At 40.8% G+C, this 18,142-nt stretch carries 18 protein-coding genes; 2 read left to right on the top strand and 16 right to left on the bottom strand.

Features of this window, described 5'->3' with window-relative positions; translation table 11 throughout:
* Positions 1–19 precede the first annotated feature (19 nt).
* The 4 genes from J7E38_RS10140 to J7E38_RS10125 form a co-directional block, all read right to left on the bottom strand.
* Positions 20–1,825, bottom strand: coding sequence for a S9 family peptidase (locus J7E38_RS10140; protein WP_214705633.1), 1,806 nt, complete (start codon positions 1,823–1,825; stop codon positions 20–22).
* A 497-nt stretch (positions 1,826–2,322) separates the two neighbouring features.
* Complete coding sequence (locus J7E38_RS10135) at positions 2,323–3,552, bottom strand: MFS transporter (protein ID WP_214705632.1); 1,230 nt, start codon at positions 3,550–3,552, stop codon at positions 2,323–2,325.
* A gap of 43 nt (positions 3,553–3,595) precedes the next feature.
* Positions 3,596–4,243 (bottom strand): ArsR/SmtB family transcription factor, encoded by a 648-nt coding sequence (locus tag J7E38_RS10130; RefSeq protein WP_214705631.1) that lies wholly within the window; start codon positions 4,241–4,243, stop codon positions 3,596–3,598.
* Positions 4,244–4,866: 623 nt separating this feature from the next.
* Positions 4,867–5,013 (bottom strand): hypothetical protein, encoded by a 147-nt coding sequence (locus J7E38_RS10125; RefSeq protein ID WP_214705630.1) that lies wholly within the window; start codon positions 5,011–5,013, stop codon positions 4,867–4,869.
* Positions 5,014–5,243: 230 nt separating this feature from the next.
* On the opposite strand from J7E38_RS10125, the gene J7E38_RS24085 reads away from it, so the two are divergent.
* The gene (locus tag J7E38_RS24085) at positions 5,244–5,369 is read left to right on the top strand and encodes a hypothetical protein (protein WP_285291722.1); all 126 of its coding nucleotides are present in this window, start codon (positions 5,244–5,246) and stop codon (positions 5,367–5,369) included.
* A gap of 51 nt (positions 5,370–5,420) precedes the next feature.
* Here J7E38_RS24085 and J7E38_RS10120 read toward each other — a convergent pair whose 3' ends face one another.
* The gene (locus J7E38_RS10120; protein WP_214705629.1) at positions 5,421–6,959 is read right to left on the bottom strand and encodes a DUF4145 domain-containing protein; all 1,539 of its coding nucleotides are present in this window, start codon (positions 6,957–6,959) and stop codon (positions 5,421–5,423) included.
* A gap of 230 nt (positions 6,960–7,189) precedes the next feature.
* Between J7E38_RS10120 and J7E38_RS10115 the strand changes: the two genes are divergently transcribed.
* A complete protein-coding gene (locus J7E38_RS10115) occupies positions 7,190–7,714 on the top strand; it encodes a CBO0543 family protein (RefSeq protein WP_214705628.1) in 525 nt (174 codons plus the stop codon).
* 31 nt (positions 7,715–7,745) lie between these two features.
* Here J7E38_RS10115 and J7E38_RS10110 read toward each other — a convergent pair whose 3' ends face one another.
* The 11 genes from J7E38_RS10110 to J7E38_RS10060 all read right to left on the bottom strand — a co-directional run bounded on the left by J7E38_RS10110 (position 7,746) and on the right by J7E38_RS10060 (position 18,135).
* Positions 7,746–7,985 (bottom strand): hypothetical protein, encoded by a 240-nt coding sequence (locus J7E38_RS10110; RefSeq protein WP_214705627.1) that lies wholly within the window; start codon positions 7,983–7,985, stop codon positions 7,746–7,748.
* Between the two features lie 74 nt (positions 7,986–8,059).
* Positions 8,060–8,935 carry a proline iminopeptidase-family hydrolase gene (locus J7E38_RS10105; RefSeq protein WP_214705626.1) on the bottom strand — a complete coding sequence of 292 codons (876 nt, stop codon included), beginning with the start codon at positions 8,933–8,935 and terminating at the stop codon, positions 8,060–8,062.
* A gap of 15 nt (positions 8,936–8,950) precedes the next feature.
* Entirely contained in the window at positions 8,951–9,871 is a 921-nt protein-coding gene (locus J7E38_RS10100) for a DMT family transporter (protein ID WP_214705625.1), read from the bottom strand.
* A 184-nt stretch (positions 9,872–10,055) separates the two neighbouring features.
* Positions 10,056–10,571 carry a YhcN/YlaJ family sporulation lipoprotein gene (locus J7E38_RS10095; protein WP_214705624.1) on the bottom strand — a complete coding sequence of 172 codons (516 nt, stop codon included), beginning with the start codon at positions 10,569–10,571 and terminating at the stop codon, positions 10,056–10,058.
* A 141-nt stretch (positions 10,572–10,712) separates the two neighbouring features.
* A complete protein-coding gene (locus J7E38_RS10090; protein WP_215038459.1) occupies positions 10,713–11,879 on the bottom strand; it encodes a YeeE/YedE family protein in 1,167 nt (388 codons plus the stop codon).
* An 845-nt stretch (positions 11,880–12,724) separates the two neighbouring features.
* Entirely contained in the window at positions 12,725–13,600 is an 876-nt protein-coding gene (locus J7E38_RS10085) for a phosphotransferase family protein (protein ID WP_214705622.1), read from the bottom strand.
* 23 nt (positions 13,601–13,623) lie between these two features.
* Positions 13,624–14,142 (bottom strand): spermidine/spermine N(1)-acetyltransferase, encoded by a 519-nt coding sequence (gene paiA / locus J7E38_RS10080; protein WP_214705621.1) that lies wholly within the window; start codon positions 14,140–14,142, stop codon positions 13,624–13,626.
* Between the two features lie 176 nt (positions 14,143–14,318).
* Positions 14,319–15,080 (bottom strand): SDR family oxidoreductase, encoded by a 762-nt coding sequence (locus J7E38_RS10075; RefSeq protein ID WP_214705620.1) that lies wholly within the window; start codon positions 15,078–15,080, stop codon positions 14,319–14,321.
* Between the two features lie 145 nt (positions 15,081–15,225).
* Positions 15,226–16,122 carry a phosphotransferase enzyme family protein gene (locus J7E38_RS10070; protein ID WP_214705619.1) on the bottom strand — a complete coding sequence of 299 codons (897 nt, stop codon included), beginning with the start codon at positions 16,120–16,122 and terminating at the stop codon, positions 15,226–15,228.
* A 62-nt stretch (positions 16,123–16,184) separates the two neighbouring features.
* Positions 16,185–17,048, bottom strand: a complete 864-nt coding sequence (locus J7E38_RS10065; protein ID WP_214705618.1) for a phosphotransferase family protein — start codon at positions 17,046–17,048, stop codon at positions 16,185–16,187.
* A gap of 187 nt (positions 17,049–17,235) precedes the next feature.
* A complete protein-coding gene (locus J7E38_RS10060; RefSeq protein WP_214705617.1) occupies positions 17,236–18,135 on the bottom strand; it encodes an AraC family transcriptional regulator in 900 nt (299 codons plus the stop codon).
* Positions 18,136–18,142 lie beyond the last annotated feature (7 nt).

Here is an 18,142-nt window from a genome sequence, read left to right as displayed (position 1 = left end):
TCCGAGCTTCTCTCCTAGCTTATTCCGCCAATACCTTTTCCCCAACAAACTGATCAAAAAATTCAAGAATCGTCCGGTTCACGAGGATTTCATTCTCTTTTTTTGAGAATCCATGTCCTTCATCTTCCAGCACGAGATATTTGACTTCACGGCCTTTTTCCTGAAGTGCTTTAACAATCTGGTCGGATTCCTGCTTAACAACACGAGGGTCGTTTGCGCCCTGAATGATTAGCATAGGTTTTGTCATGGTGTCCAGATAAGTGATTGGTGAGAACTCTGTCAATTTATCGAAGTCCTTGACCGGGTCGCCTACCCATTGGTTCATTATTGGCTTCCAGTGCTCTGGGACTGATTCGATGAATGAGAACAGGTTCGACGGCCCGAAGATATCAACAACAGCTTTGAAATATTCCGGATGGCGTCCGTGCAACAGAAGTGCCATATATCCGCCGAAACTTCCACCCATCAATAATGTCTTATTTCTGTCAGCAAATCCGTTCTCGTAAAGATATTCAAGTCCGGCGATATTATCCAGGCGTGGTCCTTCTCCCCAATTTCCCTCGACCATCTTTGTGAAGGCCAGTCCATAACCGGTTGAACCGCGGAAATTCGGTGCGAAAATACTGTATCCTCTGTTGACAAGGAACTGGAACATCGACCGGAAAAATTTCCTTTCAGCTGCCTGTGGCCCCCCATGCGGCCAAAGGATGACGTGGCCATTGTTTACGTCCTCATTCGCTTTGAAAAATAATGCTTCCATTGCAAGTCCATCATAGGATGGATAGGTGATCACTTTAGGAGTTACAAGGTCTTCTTCCTTCACACCTGGAACAGCAAGGTTGGTCAGTTGCTTCCATTCATCACTACCCGTTTCCATCATGTATATATTGTTTGGCTTTGTCGCTGACCCAGCTAAGATATACACATTACCGCTTTTGGCAACCGTACCGCCCTGGATGATCGAAGCAGGAAGATTCATATTTTCATACGATCCGTCAGCAAGACTGTATCGATACAAATAATCTTCCACACCCTTTGATGTAACAAAATAAAGGCTATTGGAACTCTCATCATATCGAATCGCACCAAATTCTTCTTTTTCAATAGAAAGGACCTTTGAAAATTCATGGCTCTCTAGATTGAACTTTGCCAGATAATCAAAATCCTCACCAAAAGTTGTGACAAAATAGTACTCGTTCCCAACGAATACTCCCTCACCCACAGTAAATTGCTCATCCGTTTCCGGAGTCAGGGAATACGATTGCCCATTCTGAAAAATAAAGCCCGGCGCGTATGTATTTGCATATTGCTTGATATAGGCAAAATGGTTCTCGTCTTCGTCAACAGCCACTAAGAAACACGCAGCACCTTCACCCTCAACCACAATGTCTTCCACATCATTTTCAATATCATAACGGTAAATGTTCAGGTAGGTCTGGTTGCCTTTTGTTGAAGTATAGTAGAGACGCTGGTCATCCTTTGATAAAAACGGAAGCATATGGCGGTGGCCTTCAGCCGTACGGAGTGGCACCATTTCGCCCCCTGCAGGTGGAAGCGCATAAAGCTGCCCGTTTTCATCGCCATCCTGGTCAAAACCAACAACCAAAAACTCGCCTTCATTCGAATAGCGCAATGCCTGGCAAGTTTGATCAATGAACGTCAGCGGATACGGGTACTGGTTCGGCAAATCCATTGCCCATAGATTATACTTGCCTGTTAAATTTGTACTGAACACCAATTGTTTTTCATCAGGGCTTACTGTAAAAGCTTGAACATTAAACGTACGATAAAAATTCTCAACATCTGGCTTCTTAAACTGAATCAATTCCTCAACCCCTATTCTTTTAGAAATTTCTATCTATACTGAAAACTTAAACAAAAAATTTAACTTCTGTCTAGGAAAATACTCATTTTTTCTATCGACAGAAATAAGCAAAATCTTCTCGCTGATGTTGTAAAGAAAAACCTCCAGCGGTGATCAGCTGGAGGTAGATACGTATATTTACTAATCCTAAAATAGCCCAAAACTCGACAAACAGCGAAAATAAAGTCAAATCCTGCGCTTTCCCGAGAAATAATTAAGGAAAAGGGATGGTTTTTATGTCCTGGCAAGCTTTTTCAACGCCGGTTATAAATAAAAATAATGCCCACAAATATTTATATAGCGAAAAAATCATTTATATAGCGAGAATTATGATTTTATAGCGACTTTTTTCTTTTTATAGCGACTTTTTCTTTTTTATTGCGAATTGGAAATTCACTGCGATAATTCCCAGTTATTTAAGAAATATTGCACCTGTTCCATGTCACTCCTTCACCTAATTATGCCGCTTTTTTCATCGTTTCTTTTAATCGTACTATTGCCAGCAGGCCTGCAGTGAATGGCAGCAGAGCAACCAATCCGATTGCCCAATTGACACCCAGCAAATCCGCAATGATTCCAGCCATTAATGCACCGAATGCATAGCCGCTGTCTCTCCAAAAGCGATAAACTCCCATCGAAGAAGCGCGCCAATCCGGCTCGGCGACATCACTGATGGCCGCCTGCAGTGTTGGGTATACCATGGCAGTACCGAGTCCCAGCAGAAGTGCGCCGATGATCCATAAACCAAATTGATTTGCAGCAAGAATCAACCATAGTGCTGCGGCTTGAGTCCACATGCCATAAGTAATCAGTACTTTTCTTCCAACCTTGTCGCTTAATGTTCCGGTAAAAAGTTGAAATATACCCCATGCAGCTGGATAGACTGCAACAATCGTTCCAATCTGCCCTACCGATAAACCAGCAGCAGTAAAATAGATCGGGAAAAGGCCCCATGCCATGCCATCCTTTAGATTCGTCGAGAGACCAGCAAAGCTGATGGTGGAAAGATTTTTGTTCCCCCAGGTAGTGAGTGCAAAAACTTCTTTTGCTGAACGACCTGACCCTAAACCACCAGCACCACTGTTCTTAATCTGAAGCTTTAAATGTTCACTTGTATCCCTCACAATCAAGGAAAGCAACATTCCGATAATGACAATGAAGATTCCAATATAAAATGGTTCCGGTCTCAATGAATAGGACGAGGCTATATATCCGGAAACAGCCGCCATAATCGCTACACCAGAATAGCCGGCAAATTCATTCATTCCGACAGCTGTCCCGCGCTGGTTAGCTTTTGAGATGTCAATTTTCATATTTACTGTCATTGACCATGCCAAGCCCTGATTAATGCCAAGGAGAATATTGGCCATTATGATCATCCACCAGGCGTGCGCAAAAATAATTAAAATCGGAACAAACAGACCAATGGACCACCCTAAAAGCAACACTTTCTTTCTGCCAAGCCGGTCAGCGATCTGGCCTGCAAAATAATTCACGATCGCTTTGGAAAATCCAAAGCTGATAATAAAGGAGAGTGCCGCGCTGGCAGAAGCCAACCCGAACTGTTCCTCCCCTAACAATGGAAGAACCGTGCGCTCAATCCCAACCATCGAACCGACAAAAAGGTTTGTCAAGACCAGCAGGACAAATTGCACCCTATTTTCCCTGATTCCTATTTTAGGTTGCATTCATTTAACCTCCTATAAGGCAGAAGAACTCGGTTCCTGCTCACTAATGTTGAATTTGTTTCCACTCACTTACACCTGCTTCGAGTAAAGTTGCCCGGAATCCTCTGGCCTTTAAACGTTCCACTGCTTCTGTCGCATAGACACAATAGGGTCCGCGGCAGTATGCTACAATTTCTTTATCCTTTGACAGAGAGTCAAGATGGCTCTCTAATTCAGAAATAGGTACTGACAAGGCATGCGGCAAGTGACCATGCTTAAATTCGTCAGCTGGCCTGACATCCAATAAAGTAACAGTGCCGCTATTTAATTTTTCTTCCAGCTCCTCAAACGAAATCGTACTTAATGATTGATCTCGAAGTATGTGACTTTCCCTCAGAATATTAATATCCGAAATGCGGTCTTCTGCTGTCCCCTTTAATGCCAGTACAAACATTAACACCTGTTGACTCGCCAACTGATAAATCACATAGTTTTTGTCCTTCGAGAAAGTGACGAGCTTCGCCTCAAGTAAGGTCTGAAGATGCTTGGAGGTATTTGCAATGCTCATGCTAGTATTTGTGGCCAAAGCTTCTACCGTCTTAGGTCCTTGTGTCAACAAATCCAAAAGTTCGATTCGCTTTGGACTGGAGATGGCTTTCCCAATCCGCGCAAATTCTCCATATACAAAATCCTTGAAATCTCTTTGCTCCATTAATATCGCTCCACACTCAACTATTCAACTAACTAGTTGAATAGTAACATCAAAAAATGACCTATGTAAAGACTTAAACTTGAGGCAAAAAGTTTTCCTAACGAAAATGGTTGCAAAATTAGTATTTCACATAGAAAAAACTTACCCATTAGAAGAAAATAATGTATAATAATGGAAATAGTGATTCGGGGAGATTATCATATGAAACGAAATTTAAGAAGAATATTCAATATTTTACGTGCAATCGGAATCATAGCCATTACTTTATCTTTTTTTAAGATAGGAAAAAGTTTCATCGACCAATACTTTCTTTGGTTTTTGGTATTCGTGTGGGTCGGTGTGATCGGGATTTCTATTCTAGAAAGAGTCGAAAAGAGGAGTAAGAAAAGCGAGTTATAATTCTAGATGAAGAACCCACTGCTTCGTGGGTTGTTAAAATATGATGAAGCCCCTATTTTTACTTACCTGAATAATTAAAACTGTTAATGATAATTTCATCATCATTGGGCTTAGTATAATGAAGTTACTGGTAGTATACACTTCGCATAATAACTGTTGCCTCTTTTATTTCTGCAAAAACAAATAAGGAGCCTCCTTTTAAAAGAAGGCTCCCATTGATCGATCTAATGCACACGAATAATTTCATAAATGTCTTCATCGTGATGAACTCTAGTATGCTTTGATTCAATTTTGTTAAATTCCTCATGTCCGACCTTTGGCAATTCTCCAATCCACCAGCTTTTGAATTCATAAATAAGGTCAGCTAACATTGTAATTCCTCCCGGAAAATGAGTTATGTTTTATCTACACTATCATTATACTTGTGAATAGTTTCACAAGTAAAGCGCTTTCAATATTTCCCGAATAGCAAGTTTATATTGAATTATAAGAAATTTAACTTGTTGTTTTAACGGAGTTCATGAAAATATGACAGAGACCTTATTACAGAATAATCCTCCATCATTAGAACAAAATACTGATGTTAAAAGGAGGTGTTGGCATGCCTAACCAAAACGATAACAAGTTCAAGAAAATCCAGTCTGAGAGTTTCAAGCAAGGGAAATCGCAGGAGGAATATGCTGCGGAACTTGAAATGAACAAGATGAAAGCGCAAAAGAGGAAGTAAACGAGTCACAAAAATGCCGTGGTATACACCAAGCCACGGCATTTTCTCTTTCTATTCTCCACTCAATAATGGAATCTCCACCTCAGCACCTAGCCGTGTAAGGATTTTCCCAAGTGTTTCAAGCCCAGATTTTGGATTGATTTTCGTCTCCAAATAATAGACGTTTCCAGTTATATTTGATTCAAAGGTATGCAGCTGTGTGAATGGCCGTTGGTCCGGATGAATCGGCTGCAAGGCTATAGCATAACGTTTGCCGTTATCGGTTGAACCGAGAATGATTCCCTCTCTAACCAGATCATACAGAGGAAGATGGTTATCCTCCATCCACTTCAATGCTTCCTTCAAAATTGCCGGCACACTGCTTCCCTCAATCGTGGACTCCCTGCCGCCAAGCTTTACATTCACAAACAACATATCCCACTTTTTGTAGCTTTTCCGCTCTGTTGAAAAATCGCCCTCATGTTGACCTGATTTTTCAGCCACTTTGGCCTTCAACTGCTCATACAGTTTTTCAACCGTGCCAACGCCGACATTGTCATACTTAGCCAAAATGACTAGCTCCATTGGCAGCTGACCAACGGTGTAAATCTGGTCTTCATTCAACTGCCTCAACAAACTGGGAATCCCCGTGAATTCCTCAGCAGTCAATTGAACCTTTTTCAACTCATCTGTCACGACAAGGTGATTCGCTTTGTAAAAGAAAAACAGTTCACCCTGGCGCTTCAGTATCAAATTCCTTCGTACTTTCTCCTCTTCGATAAAAATTCCAAGCTCTTCGAAAAACTGCTCATCGTTTTTATCACTGTAACGTTTCACATTTTTATGCAAACCTTCAAGATTGCTTGGCAGCTCACTCATGATTCGAGCCTCTTGCTCGGCACCGAGTCGTATTAAAAAGGTTTCAGACTTATCAAAACGCTGCGGCAACAAGAATGCATCCCGCAGAAAATAAGGAATTTCAAGGGATTTTCCTTTGTATGTGATTGTCCTGATTGGTGTAAAACCCGGTGTCTCCTGAACTTCAATTGCGATCGGCTCAGCAACTGCCGCGGCCACTTCTTCCATGGCCTGAGTCTCACCAAGTTGTACGGGTGGATTCTTCAACAACTCCTCTAACCCCTTCAACCTGATCTCAAGCTCTGTCATATCGAACACCTTCTCTGCCTGGGGCGAAGGATCCTGATATTCAGGCACCGCCACTTCAACGGGACCGTACACCTCGACATACCATTTGACGATGCTGTACAAAGATTCCCATGATAAAAGTGCTTCAGAATAGCGGAACATCCGCGCGTCATGCGCTGCCTGGTTTCCCAGTCTCCGAACCAAGTGCAGCGCATCTCGAATCTCAGGAATCAAATATCCCTGATCATTGAGCAAATCCAGCCTCTCTTTCAAACCAGTCCGGGCATCCTCAGAAATTCCCTCTTGTTTAGTCACCTGCTGCAAAATATTTTCAATAAATACCCGTGAATGTGTCAGCATCGTTCTTGGACTAGAAAAAATACTATTTTCCAGTTCCTTGGCCAGCAATGCCAGTTCCTTTGAAAGCGGCTCTAAAAATTGATAAAAATATGTATTAGAATTCATTTTATGCTCCCTGATTTTATTCTCATCTGATTTTATCATATTAATTCTTTTTTGATAGGCTTATCCGGAAATTGGGAACAGTTAAGACATTAATTCAAGACAGTAATCGACATTTTTCACAAATTGCCCTGAAACTTCTACACGTTATTCAATTCTCGTGTTTTGGAATGTTTTTATCCACATATTTTTTTATGAACAGGGCAGTTTATAGGTCAGGAGGCGGCGGACACATGAAAGACAGAACCATATTAAATATCTTGACCTTATTCGGCATTTTCGGAAGCATCTTCTTTTTGTCGAGAAAAAAATATAAATTTAAGGATTGGGTTCTTATTTATTTTATCAAGACCTTGGTCTCTACCATTTTTGACGGTCCCGTTATAAAAAGGAAATATGTTAAATATCCACATCGCTATTACCCTAAATTTTTCGATTCCAACATTGTTTTTTTATACGTCCTGTTTCCTTTAACATGTGTGATGTATAATCAATTCACTAACAAAATGAATACCTTAAAGTCTATATTAAGCGTACCGCTATTTAGTGGACCAATGACGATTTTGGAGCATTGGCTTGAAAAGAACACTGGTTTAGTTGAATATCGTAAAGGGTGGAATAGCTATATTACCTTTATGGTTCTTTCCTTTACTTTTTTGTTGGTTAAAGGAAGCATAAAGGGAATTCTTATATTGGATCATAAATTCAACAATTTCGCAAAAAATGAAAACGATGATGTACTATCTGAACGGACATAAAAAATCCCTCGATTTCTCGAGAGATTTACTATTAAGCATATTGAATTCCAGCAGCCTTCACTTTATTGATATCCCCGGAACTGCATGGGGTAACGCCATATGTCATGCCACACCTCGGGCAATTAGTGATGACCGTTTCCAACGTGAAAATTTCGCCACATTCGCAGGCAATTCGGTGTGCGACGCGCGGCTTGATTTTTTCTTTTCCTTTGCTTTTCACATGGTCGACAATTGCTTTGCCATCTTCCAATCGAGAACATCCACAGCTCATGTAAAAAAACTCCTTTATGCTTGATTAACACTATTACCATAGCACAAAGGATTCGTGAGGGAGTATAGCAAAAGTCACACCTGGCGATCGACTTTTTCAAGGAACTCACTAATTACCCGCAAATACTCTTCAGATTCCTCTATGTAAGGCATATGGGCACTTTTTTCAAAGAAATGGAATTCTGAACCTGGTGTCATTTGGGCGTAATACTGTGTCGATTCTGGAGTTGCCTCATCAAAAAAGCCGCATGTATAAAGTGTGGAACACTCAATTTCACCCAATTGCTGGGTACAATCGAAGGTTTTAAGATTCCCTTTTACCGTGAATTCGGAAGGTCCCCACATCGTTTCATACACAACAGGATTCCTCATTCCAGCTCCAGCCTTAATCCACTCCAAATCTGGTTCACCGCGGTATACAAATTCCTTATTGAACACCTTGATCGCGGCACTGAATTCCTCGGAATCCGTCTCGCCGCTTTCTTCACAGCGCAATATCGTCTCCTGAACCTCGGCCGGCAGCTTGGCGATATTCCGCTTCTGGTCCGCTTCCCACATAGGAGCACTCAAGCACGGGCTTGAAAAAATCACGCTCTTCACGCCAACGGGTTTCGTCAGCACATATGCCGCTGCCAACGTCGTTCCCCAGGAGTGACCAAGAATATGTACTTCGTCAAGCTTCAATGCTTCGCGAATCTGTCCCAATTCCTCAACGAACCGATTGATTTTCCATAGAGAAAGATCATCCGGCCGATCCGACTTTCCACACCCAAGCTGATCGTACATCACCACTGGACGATCCTTGCCAAGCGCCTTCAATCCTTTTAATGAATAAGTCGAGGATCCTGGTCCTCCGTGTAATATCACAACCGGTGTACCCGTGGCATCCTTATTGTAAATTTCATACCAGACTCTTCCGCCGGTAACCTCCACAAACCCTTCTTCGTACATCTTCTAAACCCCCTTCTATGCTTCCTCTGCTAATTGTACAGTTTTCTTTTTGGTAAAAGAAGTGATGAACACCCCTGCAAAAACAAGGCAACCACCAAGGATTTGCGGCAAAGATATCACCTCACCGAGAACAAAGAATGCGAACACGGTGCCAAACACCGGAATTAAATTCAATGATATCGAGGCCCTGGGCGGCCCAATTAGCACAACCCCGCGATTCCATAATAAAAAAGAACAAATGGATGGGAATATTCCTATGTAAAATAGCGCACTCCATTCCTCAAGTCCCACCTTGCCCACAGGGACCATGAACAGTTCGATTGCCACCGCAGGAATCATTAACAAAAAAGCAATCGCCAGTGTAAATCCGAAAATCGCCAATGAAGGCATTTTTCCTGAAATCTTTTTAATATAAATCGAATACAATGCCCACAAGATTACAGCCAGAACCATAATCAGGTCACCAATATTAAAGTGCAAGGACAGCATCCTTTCAAAGGAACCATGCGTAATGACAACAAGGACCCCAAGCATCGAAATCGCCATCGACACCCAGTACCTCAGCTCCATCTTCTCCCCGAACAACAACGCTGACAGAAGGAAAATGAACAAAGGGCTCGTGCTGTTCAATAACGTCGCGTTGATGGCAGTTGTATAATTGACAGCCCAGTAGATTAGCAAATTAAAGCCAATCACACCTGTCACCGCCAGGAACAAAAGCAGCTTGAAGTTCTCGCGGAAGGCAGCTCTTTCATGCTTAAACAGTCTGATGATCACCGGTGACATAATCAGCACCCCAATCGCCAAACGAGTGAACGATATGGTCACAGGCGGAAGCGAACCTGCGAGAAACTTGCCGGCCACCGCATTGCCGCCCCAGAACAAAGCAGCGATGACCAATAAAAAGTAAGGCGCATTCCCAATTCTCTGCAGCAAATCTCTCCCTCCTCTTTTTCTACGGTTGTTTCTGCATATATTTATATTTATTCTGCAAAACCCTCAGATTACCTGCTTCATCGGATCTAAAATGCTGGATGATTGGTTTGTAACTTATACTATACGACCAGTGATATGCACAAAAAAGCGTTAATCCTTTTCAGATTAACGCATTCAAAAACAGTTATCTAGCTGACGGGAATACTCGTTGAACCATTTCCTTGAATTGATCATACACGCCAAGTACCGGTTTTCCATTTTGAATTTGATTGCCATAATCACTCATACGGTCAACAAAATCAGGGTTACTTGAAACATAAACATTATCGATACTTTTATCGGTGGATTTTACTTTGTCAGAAATTTTATTTTCGAGATCTTTTCTGATATTGCCAGTTTCGTCATTATTTAATACAACTGCTACATATGCATTATTATCTGTAACAATAACATGCGCTCTTCTAACTTCCTTTAAATCCTCGATTTTGTTTTTAACATCATCGTGAACTCGCATTTGCACATCATTATTATTGCCATTGAGATTATCATCAAGAATTCTCGCACCTCTGTCAGTCTGATCGTAATTTTGTATCCTGGTATTATTGTCATCCCTGACATCTTCTCTAGCTCCATTATTCATCGCACACCCAGAACTTAAAGCAATGACTAATAAGATTGTTAACCCTTGAAAAAACTTCATGTTTTTCCCTCCTAATTGTTAATTCGAATATAGAGTTTCCAAACAATCCGTTTATATGTATAAACCCTCAACTGGTGCTTGGGTGCAAAAAAAGACTCGGAATCATACTCCGAGCCTTTAAGGAATCTTTATTCATCTAAACTAGCAAACCGAATCGTTAGGTTTTGGATTTTTCAAACCGAATAGCGGGCGAATGAATAAAGCTACCATCGTTCCAAGCATAGCCATGATCGCCCATACCCAGCCATGCAAACTGAAGCTGGCAATTCCGCCGAAGTAGGCACCGATGTTGCATCCAAAGGCCAATCTCGCTCCATAGCCCATCAAAAGACCGCCAATAATGGAAGCTCCTGCAACACCTAGCTTTATTTTACCAGGCTTAAAATTACCCTGGGAAGCTGCTGAAATAAATGCGCCAAGAATGATTCCGAAGTTCATGACACTCGTGGAATCAGCAAGAACTGTATTGTTAAGCGCAGCAATATTAGCATCTGTCGCGAAATATCCCCAAGACGTGACATCAATTCCCATGGCCATCAGAGTTTTTCCACCCCATAAAGCAAAAGCTGAAGTGATTCCCCATGGTGTTCCCCGGACTGTGAGCGTAAGAGCATTCAAAACTGCCAAGACAATAGCGGCAGCAAAAAGCGGCCATGAACCGCGCAATAACTTTTTCCAGCCAGTAGTGGTTGGAAGAGCCTTCATCACCGGTGCTTTTCTTCTTTTAGCAATTTGCAGTGTAATCCAGTAAATAAATGCAAATAGAACAAGCTGGACTGCCAGTGCACCGCCGTACCCCAGACCAGTAGAGGTCGCTAGCGAAATTGGAGGAAGTGCAGGCGTATCTTCCATCCAGAATGAAAAATGGTACGCACCAAGAGTGGATCCTGCTACAAATGATAAGAGAGTAAGAATCATGGAAGAAGATCCTCCTCCAAGCGAATAAAGGGTTCCTGAAGCACAGCCATTACCGAGCTGCATTCCTATACCGAACATGAATGCCCCAACGAGAACACTTACTCCCACAGGTGAGACATACCCCTTAGGTTCAATGCCTGTAAAACTAAAACCTGTGCTTAAAATAATTGCAAACAGCGTGGATGCCACGGCAAGCATGAGCATATGTGCCTGTAGTCCCTGACCATTCCCTACAGATGCAAACCTCCTGAAAGCCGATGTAAAACCAAAGCGGGCGTGAAGAAGAGTTGCACCTAGCGCAAGACCAATAATGAACAACACACCCTGCGTCCCATTTGCCACCGCTAAAATTGCGATGAGCATAATGACAGAAGCCAAAACACCAAGCATCACAAACGGCTTCTGAACTGGATTCAGCTTTGTTACTACTGTAGTTTGTGATAGCTTTAAATTTATAGATTGTTTAGCTTCATTGTTGTTTAGATTTATTTGAGCCAAACTAAACACTTCCTTTTCTTATAAGTTTAGTCGGGATTACTGAAGCTAATTATAGTGGATTATTTATATAATGTAAATTGTTTTTATTTGGATATGGAAAGTCTACCAACCCTTAGTTTAGGGCTGAACAATTTGGTGGTCGGAGAAAGTGAGTGGATTCGGCTGTAGTTTTGTCTGAACATAGCTCTGCTTCGGACAATTTGAGCGGATGCGGTTTCTGTTTTATCCGAACCTGGAGCTACTTCGGAAAAACTTGAACAGTTTCGGCTTCTGTTTTGTCCGAACCTGGAACTACTTCAGACAGTTTGAACAATTTCGGCTTCTGTTTTGTCTGAACCTGATGCTACTTCGGACAATTTGAGCGGATGGGGCTTTTGTTTTGTCCGAACCTGGAGCTACTTTGGACAATTTGAGCAGCCGCGGCTTCTCTTTTGTCTGAACATGGTCCCACTTCAGACAATTTGTGCGCCTTCAGCTTTTGTTTTGTCCGAACCTGGCCCTGCTTCGAACATTTTGAGCAGCTTTGGGTTCGGGTTTATCTGAACATGGTCCCACTTCAGACAATTTGTGCGCCTTCAGCTTCTATTTTGTCCGAACATGGCTCTGCTTCGGACATTTTGAGCAGCTTTGGCTTCGGTTTGTCTGAACATGGTCCCACTTCAGACAATTTGTGCGCCTTCAGCTTCTATTTTGACCGAACTTAGCTCTCCTTCAGACAATTCGCGTCTAAAAACCACCTATCTATAACCCTTTATCCCGTTTTCAAAAGCCTGCGCGTCATTATTCTCGACTCCATGCAGCGCTTCTTGCAACGCGAATGTACTTTTATAAAATTTTACGCGATCAGCTATTTTTTTACCGCCTGGGTATAGATCAATGCACATATTAAAAATCTCTTCTCCATAGCTTGCAAGTATGCCTGCAAAGTCATACGCCGGATCTCCCACACCAGAACCGCCAAAATCGATGATTCCTGATAGTTCACCGCTATCTGAATTCCATAAGATGTTGGACGCTCCGAAGTCACCGTGTATGAGTGTTACCTTTACATTTGAAAGTGCCTCTCCTTTTAGAAAAACCATAAACGACTCTGATACTTTCTCTCGTGCATCACCATTCATAAAAGGGAATAGTTTTTGTTGGATCTTCTCGTAAAGTTCGAACATTTCCTCCTGTGGATGGTTAACCTCAAGATTCAGTTCCTGACTTGCTTTTTCCCCGGGAATCGAATGGATTTCTGCTAGAAAAGCAACCAGTTGCGCGGCCAGGCCTCTAACCTTCGCTTTATCCTTGATTTCTAATAGACTTTTCCTCCACAACGGCTCACCTTCAATTTTTTTATACCCAGTGAAGACCTTCCCTGGTTCTGGCTCATGAAGGGAATCGTAAATAGGGTTAGGAATTGATACTGAAACGGTTGAGCTAATATACTTTAAAATTTCCGCTTCTCGTTTTAATTGTATTATCCCGCTTTTAAATTTCGGAAATCTAAACACCAGCGAATCGTTAACAACTAGGACGTCATTATTCTGGCCCATTTCATTTAAATAATAATCTTCAATGAAAAGCCCAGGACACTCCTTTTGAATGTTTTCAATCAATTTATCTTTCATTACATACTGCTCCCTGATAAAAGTTAATCCAGCGTCTTAATCATGATCAAATCTATTTGCTCTTCATCGCCCATATAAAAAGAGTGGGCACCGCTTTGGACAAAACCCATTTTACGATAGAACGCGATAGCATTTTCATTCTTTTCCCATACTCCGAGCCAGATTTTCTCCTTATCCGTGTCAAACGCAATTTCAACCGCTTTATTTAGCAGATACTTTCCGAGACCTTGTTTTTTAAATTCATTCTTCACATAAATTCTTTCTATTTCAAGCGATTCGCCACCCATTTCTTCAGACTGTGCATCGTCTGAATTGACCTTTAAGTAACCAGCGACTGCATCATTAACATAAACAAAAAAGAATTGCGAAGAAGCATTGTTTAATTCATTTTCCAATTGATTTAAATTAAATGCCTTGTCGAGATAGGCAGTCATATTTTCGGGTGAATTCTGATCTTTGAATGTCTCATTAAATGTTTGATAACTAATTTCTTGAAGTGTTTGCAAATCTTCAATAGTGCACTTTATAATATCTATTGTCATGTTTTTCACTAACCCCTTTTCTTGTCATGAAACTTCTCTCCTATCCCCATTAGCCAATCCTTACTTTTTATTCTTTATTTTTTAAAATAATCCTGCTTCAGATTTGCTGATCAGAAAAAAAGATCGCCATCTATTGGCGACCTTTTGCCTCGTCTCTAACATACCTTTTTTGTAAATTATAGAATGGTATTTTTCATATTTTCGTACATGGTCCTTACCGACTCATCAATTTCATCTCGTGACATTTTTCTCGCACTTTCAGAACGTGCATAACCAATTTCAGTTTCGCCTGCTTCAAGGCCTTTAAAAATTGCGCCGGCAAATTCATCTACAGGAGTGGCAAAGCTATGTAGACCTGCTCCGCCTAAATCGGTATTAACTGCCGGAGGTGCAACTTCGATGACCTCAATGGATGTATCTTCAAGCTGATGCCGTAAGCTTACCGTAAATGAATGGACAGCTGCTTTCGTAGCCGAGTAAATCGGCGCAATCGCCATTGGTGTAAAAGCTAAACCAGATGATACATTTAGGATCGCACTATAATCTTTAATTGCAAAGTGTGGCCCAAACAGCATGCAAAAATGAAAGGGGGCCTCTATGTTGGAAGCAATTTCTTGACTGTAATAATTCCAATCTTCCTTTGCGTTCGTTTTAAGAACATTGTAGCGCTGCTGAATGCCTGCGTTGTTTACAAGGACATTCACATCTGGGTGTTCGCTCGTCACCCAGTCGAATAATGCAATTCGATCCGTTTCTTTAGTGACATCACAAACACGTGTGATCAGTTCAGGATATTTCTCCTTGGCTTCCTGGAGCTTCGACTCTCGTCTGCCGCATATGATCACTTTATTGCCTGCTTTTATGAACCTCTCGGCAAACGCAAAGCCGATCCCTGCGGCCCCGCCGGTAATAAGTATTGTATTCCCAGATAGTCTCATCAAATCCCTCTTTCGCTTAAGATTAAATCCCTCATAATAAGTTTAACAAACGTTTCCTTATTGATTCATGAATCTCCATTCGTTTCATATAAAGCAAATCATTTTTATATTCCACTACCCTTAAATTTGCACGTCACAACATTATCTATAGATAAACAGAAAAATCCAAGATACCAGCATATGGCATCTGATTCTTTATTACATTTTTCAGATTATCCAGGGTAAATTTTTGCCATTCTTCTAGCTGGTCCAAGTCCCACTTCTGTAAAAATAGCTGGTATAAGTAAATTTCCCTTAGCTTAAGAAAAATTGGGATTTGCTTGATAGTGATCTCATGTAGTAAGTTTTCAGCCTGATAACCAGCAAAGAAACTATGCAAAAACTCCTGGCAAAAATCATCTGTCATCCCATTGAAGGACTGCTGCTGCCAGTATGCATGGTAAAAGAATACAGCTACATCCTGGGCGAACCAGTTATACGAACATTCATCAAAATCGATAACAACGATATCCCCTTGATTGGTGACAATTAGGTTGCCCTGATGGAAATCATTATGAATGAGTCCGTAGGTATCCACAGCAACAGGATCAAACAGCAGCTTCCCCATTAAATCATCATAAATCCTCTTCAAACCAGGATCCAAATTACTTTTTATAGAAAAAACATCCGGTTTGTCTTTTGTCCAAACTGGACGGTGTATCTCGGCCACTTCAAAGTTCTTTGATAAAGCATGCATCTTTCCGAGTATCCTGCCCAACTTTTCAAACGTCTTGCTATTCCAGAACCCCTGATTTTTAACCTCTACGGGATTTCCTTCAATATATTCAAAGAAAGTAGTTATTCGGCCATTGTAGTTTCTTAATTTCTTTTCAGGCAAAGGTATACGTATACCGTTTTTTTGCAAAAACTCCATCCATTCAAGTTCTTGAAGGATACTCTGTTCAGTTTTATTAACTTCCGATATTCTCAGGATTTTGTTTTCATCCTTAAGATAATACACCTCATTATGAAACCCGCCGATTAATCTTATTTTTTCCGACACTTATTTACCGCCTTCTTAAGAGAAATCACCTTTCACATTTTGCAAAAAATGAGCTATCAGATTTATTGTAAAAAGCTTTTTAACCTTGCTAAATTTTCCTCAAGAAACACAGTATTTTTTTCAATTCCCCTCCGTTTACACCAGCCAATACTGTTGAACGCATCGGTGAATTGGTAAAAAGGCAGGACTATTTCCATATCAATTAATGGTCTGATGCTGTTATAACCTTCTCGAAAAGCATTATAAAATGTTGAATCAAATTGTAAAAAATCTCTATATAGTTTGGTAAAATCAACTTCAGTCGAGCCATACCGTACGCTTTCAAAATCAATCATTCCTGAGACCGTATTACCATTAACGATAATATTGGCTGGACGAAAATCCATATGTACAAAACTCGGTCCATCCGGGGATGGCAGCTGTTGCTTCATTTTCTCAAATCTATCAATGGCTTGACCATATAATATCGGATCCAAAATACCCTTAACGTCCTCAGCAAAACTGTAAAATTGCTGCTGTACAAAATCAGACCAGTTCGCAAACTCATTTTGTATGCCAGTTAACTTTTTTCCAGCAGGCGGCCGAATGGCGTGCATCTCAGCCTGAAGAACTCCGACTTGAAACGCCACTTCAGGCGAAGCATCCCGTGTTAATGGTTTCCCATTTAATTCAGATAATAAGAATGCACCGGAGCACTCTTCATCTCCATGCCAATAATCCAACATTTCAGGAATGGAGACACGTCCTTTTAAAATTTCATAGGCTTCTAACTCACGCTGAAATTTCAGTTTTGTATAAGGGATTTTCAAGAATACATTTGTTCCATTTGACAATTTACTTCTATAGACTGTTGAACTATGCGAATCTTCAACTTCGTTTAATTCTTGTATCTGCAATCCAAAATGCTGTATGACTCGATTTAACATGAAACTTCCCCTTTTTTTCCTTAAAATATATTTAACGATCGGAAAATATGCCTCTACCAGCCAAACGGTTTCTCCGTGCATGTAACATTTTATTAACATTCTAGTATGTTATTTAATTCTTTTATTTTCAGAAAAGCCCTTCAAAATAATAAATAGAGGCGTAAAAAAATGATAACTACTGATTTTATTATTGTAAAAATGAATTGGAGGCTTTCTGCTTTTTGTACGCCAAAGGGGTCATGTTCATCGATTTGCGGAATTTATCAATGAAATAACTTGTGCTGTTAAATCCTACTTGGTACGCAACATCTGTGACGTTGGATTCTGGTTGTTGCAATAAAATTAAGCTTTTTTGAATCCGATAATCGGTCACATAATTTAAAGGTGACTTCTTTAAAACCCGTTGAAAATATCGACAACACTCAGAACGGCTTATTTGACCAGCTCGTGCGATATCCTCTAATAAGATTTTTTCATGATAATGTTCGTGGATCCAATTTAGCATTTGCTTCATTCGTTGGCCCTTGATGATTTCCGTTTCTTCGTACTTTAATGAAAAACCATTTTTAATTAGGTTTTTCCAAATGAACATTAGCTGGCTGCTGATGTCGATCCCATAATATGGTGACTTTTCCTGTATCAATTGATTGATTTTTACAATAGCCTCCAAAATATTTTTCGCCCAGACCTCCTTTGGGTCCAGAAGAAAGTATGGTAGATTAGTTGCTTGAATATAAGGGTTCACATAGGTGGTGTAAAGTTCCTGCGATAACATAAAAGAAGGGGTAACATTTAAACAAATATAGACACAGCCTGACTCATTCAGATCTTTAGTCATGTGCAGCCGGCCACTATTGATAAAAAGACCCTCGCCTTCTTTTACGTTTATATTCACTTCATTCACTTGAAAAACGGCTTCCCCTTTAACAACGTGTACGAATTGAAATTCGTCATGCCAATGAAGTGGTATATACCCATTGATATTCTGGTTAATGATTGTTTCGTAACAAGCAATAGGCAGCTCAACTGTACGATGCTCGGTTAATTCTTTTAAACTTTGATCCACCATAAAATTTTTCACCTGCATATTACCA

This window comes from Bacillus sp. ISL-35 (assembly GCF_018613355.1).
Lineage (GTDB): Bacteria > Bacillota > Bacilli > Bacillales > Cytobacillaceae > Mesobacillus.
This window is presented reverse-complemented; position numbering and strand designations above follow the sequence as displayed.

Coding starts and splice junctions, on each gene's coding strand:
- J7E38_RS10135 (WP_214705632.1), bottom strand. CDS start 3,552: ATGCAACCTAAAATAGGAATCAGGGAAAATAGGGTGCAATTTGTCCTG.
- J7E38_RS10130 (WP_214705631.1), bottom strand. CDS start 4,243: ATGGAGCAAAGAGATTTCAAGGATTTTGTATATGGAGAATTTGCGCGG.
- J7E38_RS10125 (WP_214705630.1), bottom strand. CDS start 5,013: ATGTTAGCTGACCTTATTTATGAATTCAAAAGCTGGTGGATTGGAGAA.
- J7E38_RS24085 (WP_285291722.1), top strand. CDS start 5,244: ATGCCTAACCAAAACGATAACAAGTTCAAGAAAATCCAGTCTGAGAGT.
- J7E38_RS10120 (WP_214705629.1), bottom strand. CDS start 6,959: ATGAATTCTAATACATATTTTTATCAATTTTTAGAGCCGCTTTCAAAG.
- J7E38_RS10115 (WP_214705628.1), top strand. CDS start 7,190: ATGAAAGACAGAACCATATTAAATATCTTGACCTTATTCGGCATTTTC.
- J7E38_RS10110 (WP_214705627.1), bottom strand. CDS start 7,985: ATGAGCTGTGGATGTTCTCGATTGGAAGATGGCAAAGCAATTGTCGAC.
- J7E38_RS10105 (WP_214705626.1), bottom strand. CDS start 8,935: ATGTACGAAGAAGGGTTTGTGGAGGTTACCGGCGGAAGAGTCTGGTAT.
- J7E38_RS10095 (WP_214705624.1), bottom strand. CDS start 10,571: ATGAAGTTTTTTCAAGGGTTAACAATCTTATTAGTCATTGCTTTAAGT.
- J7E38_RS10090 (WP_215038459.1), bottom strand. CDS start 11,879: ATGCTTGGTGTTTTGGCTTCTGTCATTATGCTCATCGCAATTTTAGCG.
- J7E38_RS10085 (WP_214705622.1), bottom strand. CDS start 13,600: ATGAAAGATAAATTGATTGAAAACATTCAAAAGGAGTGTCCTGGGCTT.
- paiA (WP_214705621.1), bottom strand. CDS start 14,142: ATGACAATAGATATTATAAAGTGCACTATTGAAGATTTGCAAACACTT.
- J7E38_RS10075 (WP_214705620.1), bottom strand. CDS start 15,080: ATGAGACTATCTGGGAATACAATACTTATTACCGGCGGGGCCGCAGGG.
- J7E38_RS10065 (WP_214705618.1), bottom strand. CDS start 17,048: ATGTTAAATCGAGTCATACAGCATTTTGGATTGCAGATACAAGAATTA.
- J7E38_RS10060 (WP_214705617.1), bottom strand. CDS start 18,135: ATGCAGGTGAAAAATTTTATGGTGGATCAAAGTTTAAAAGAATTAACC.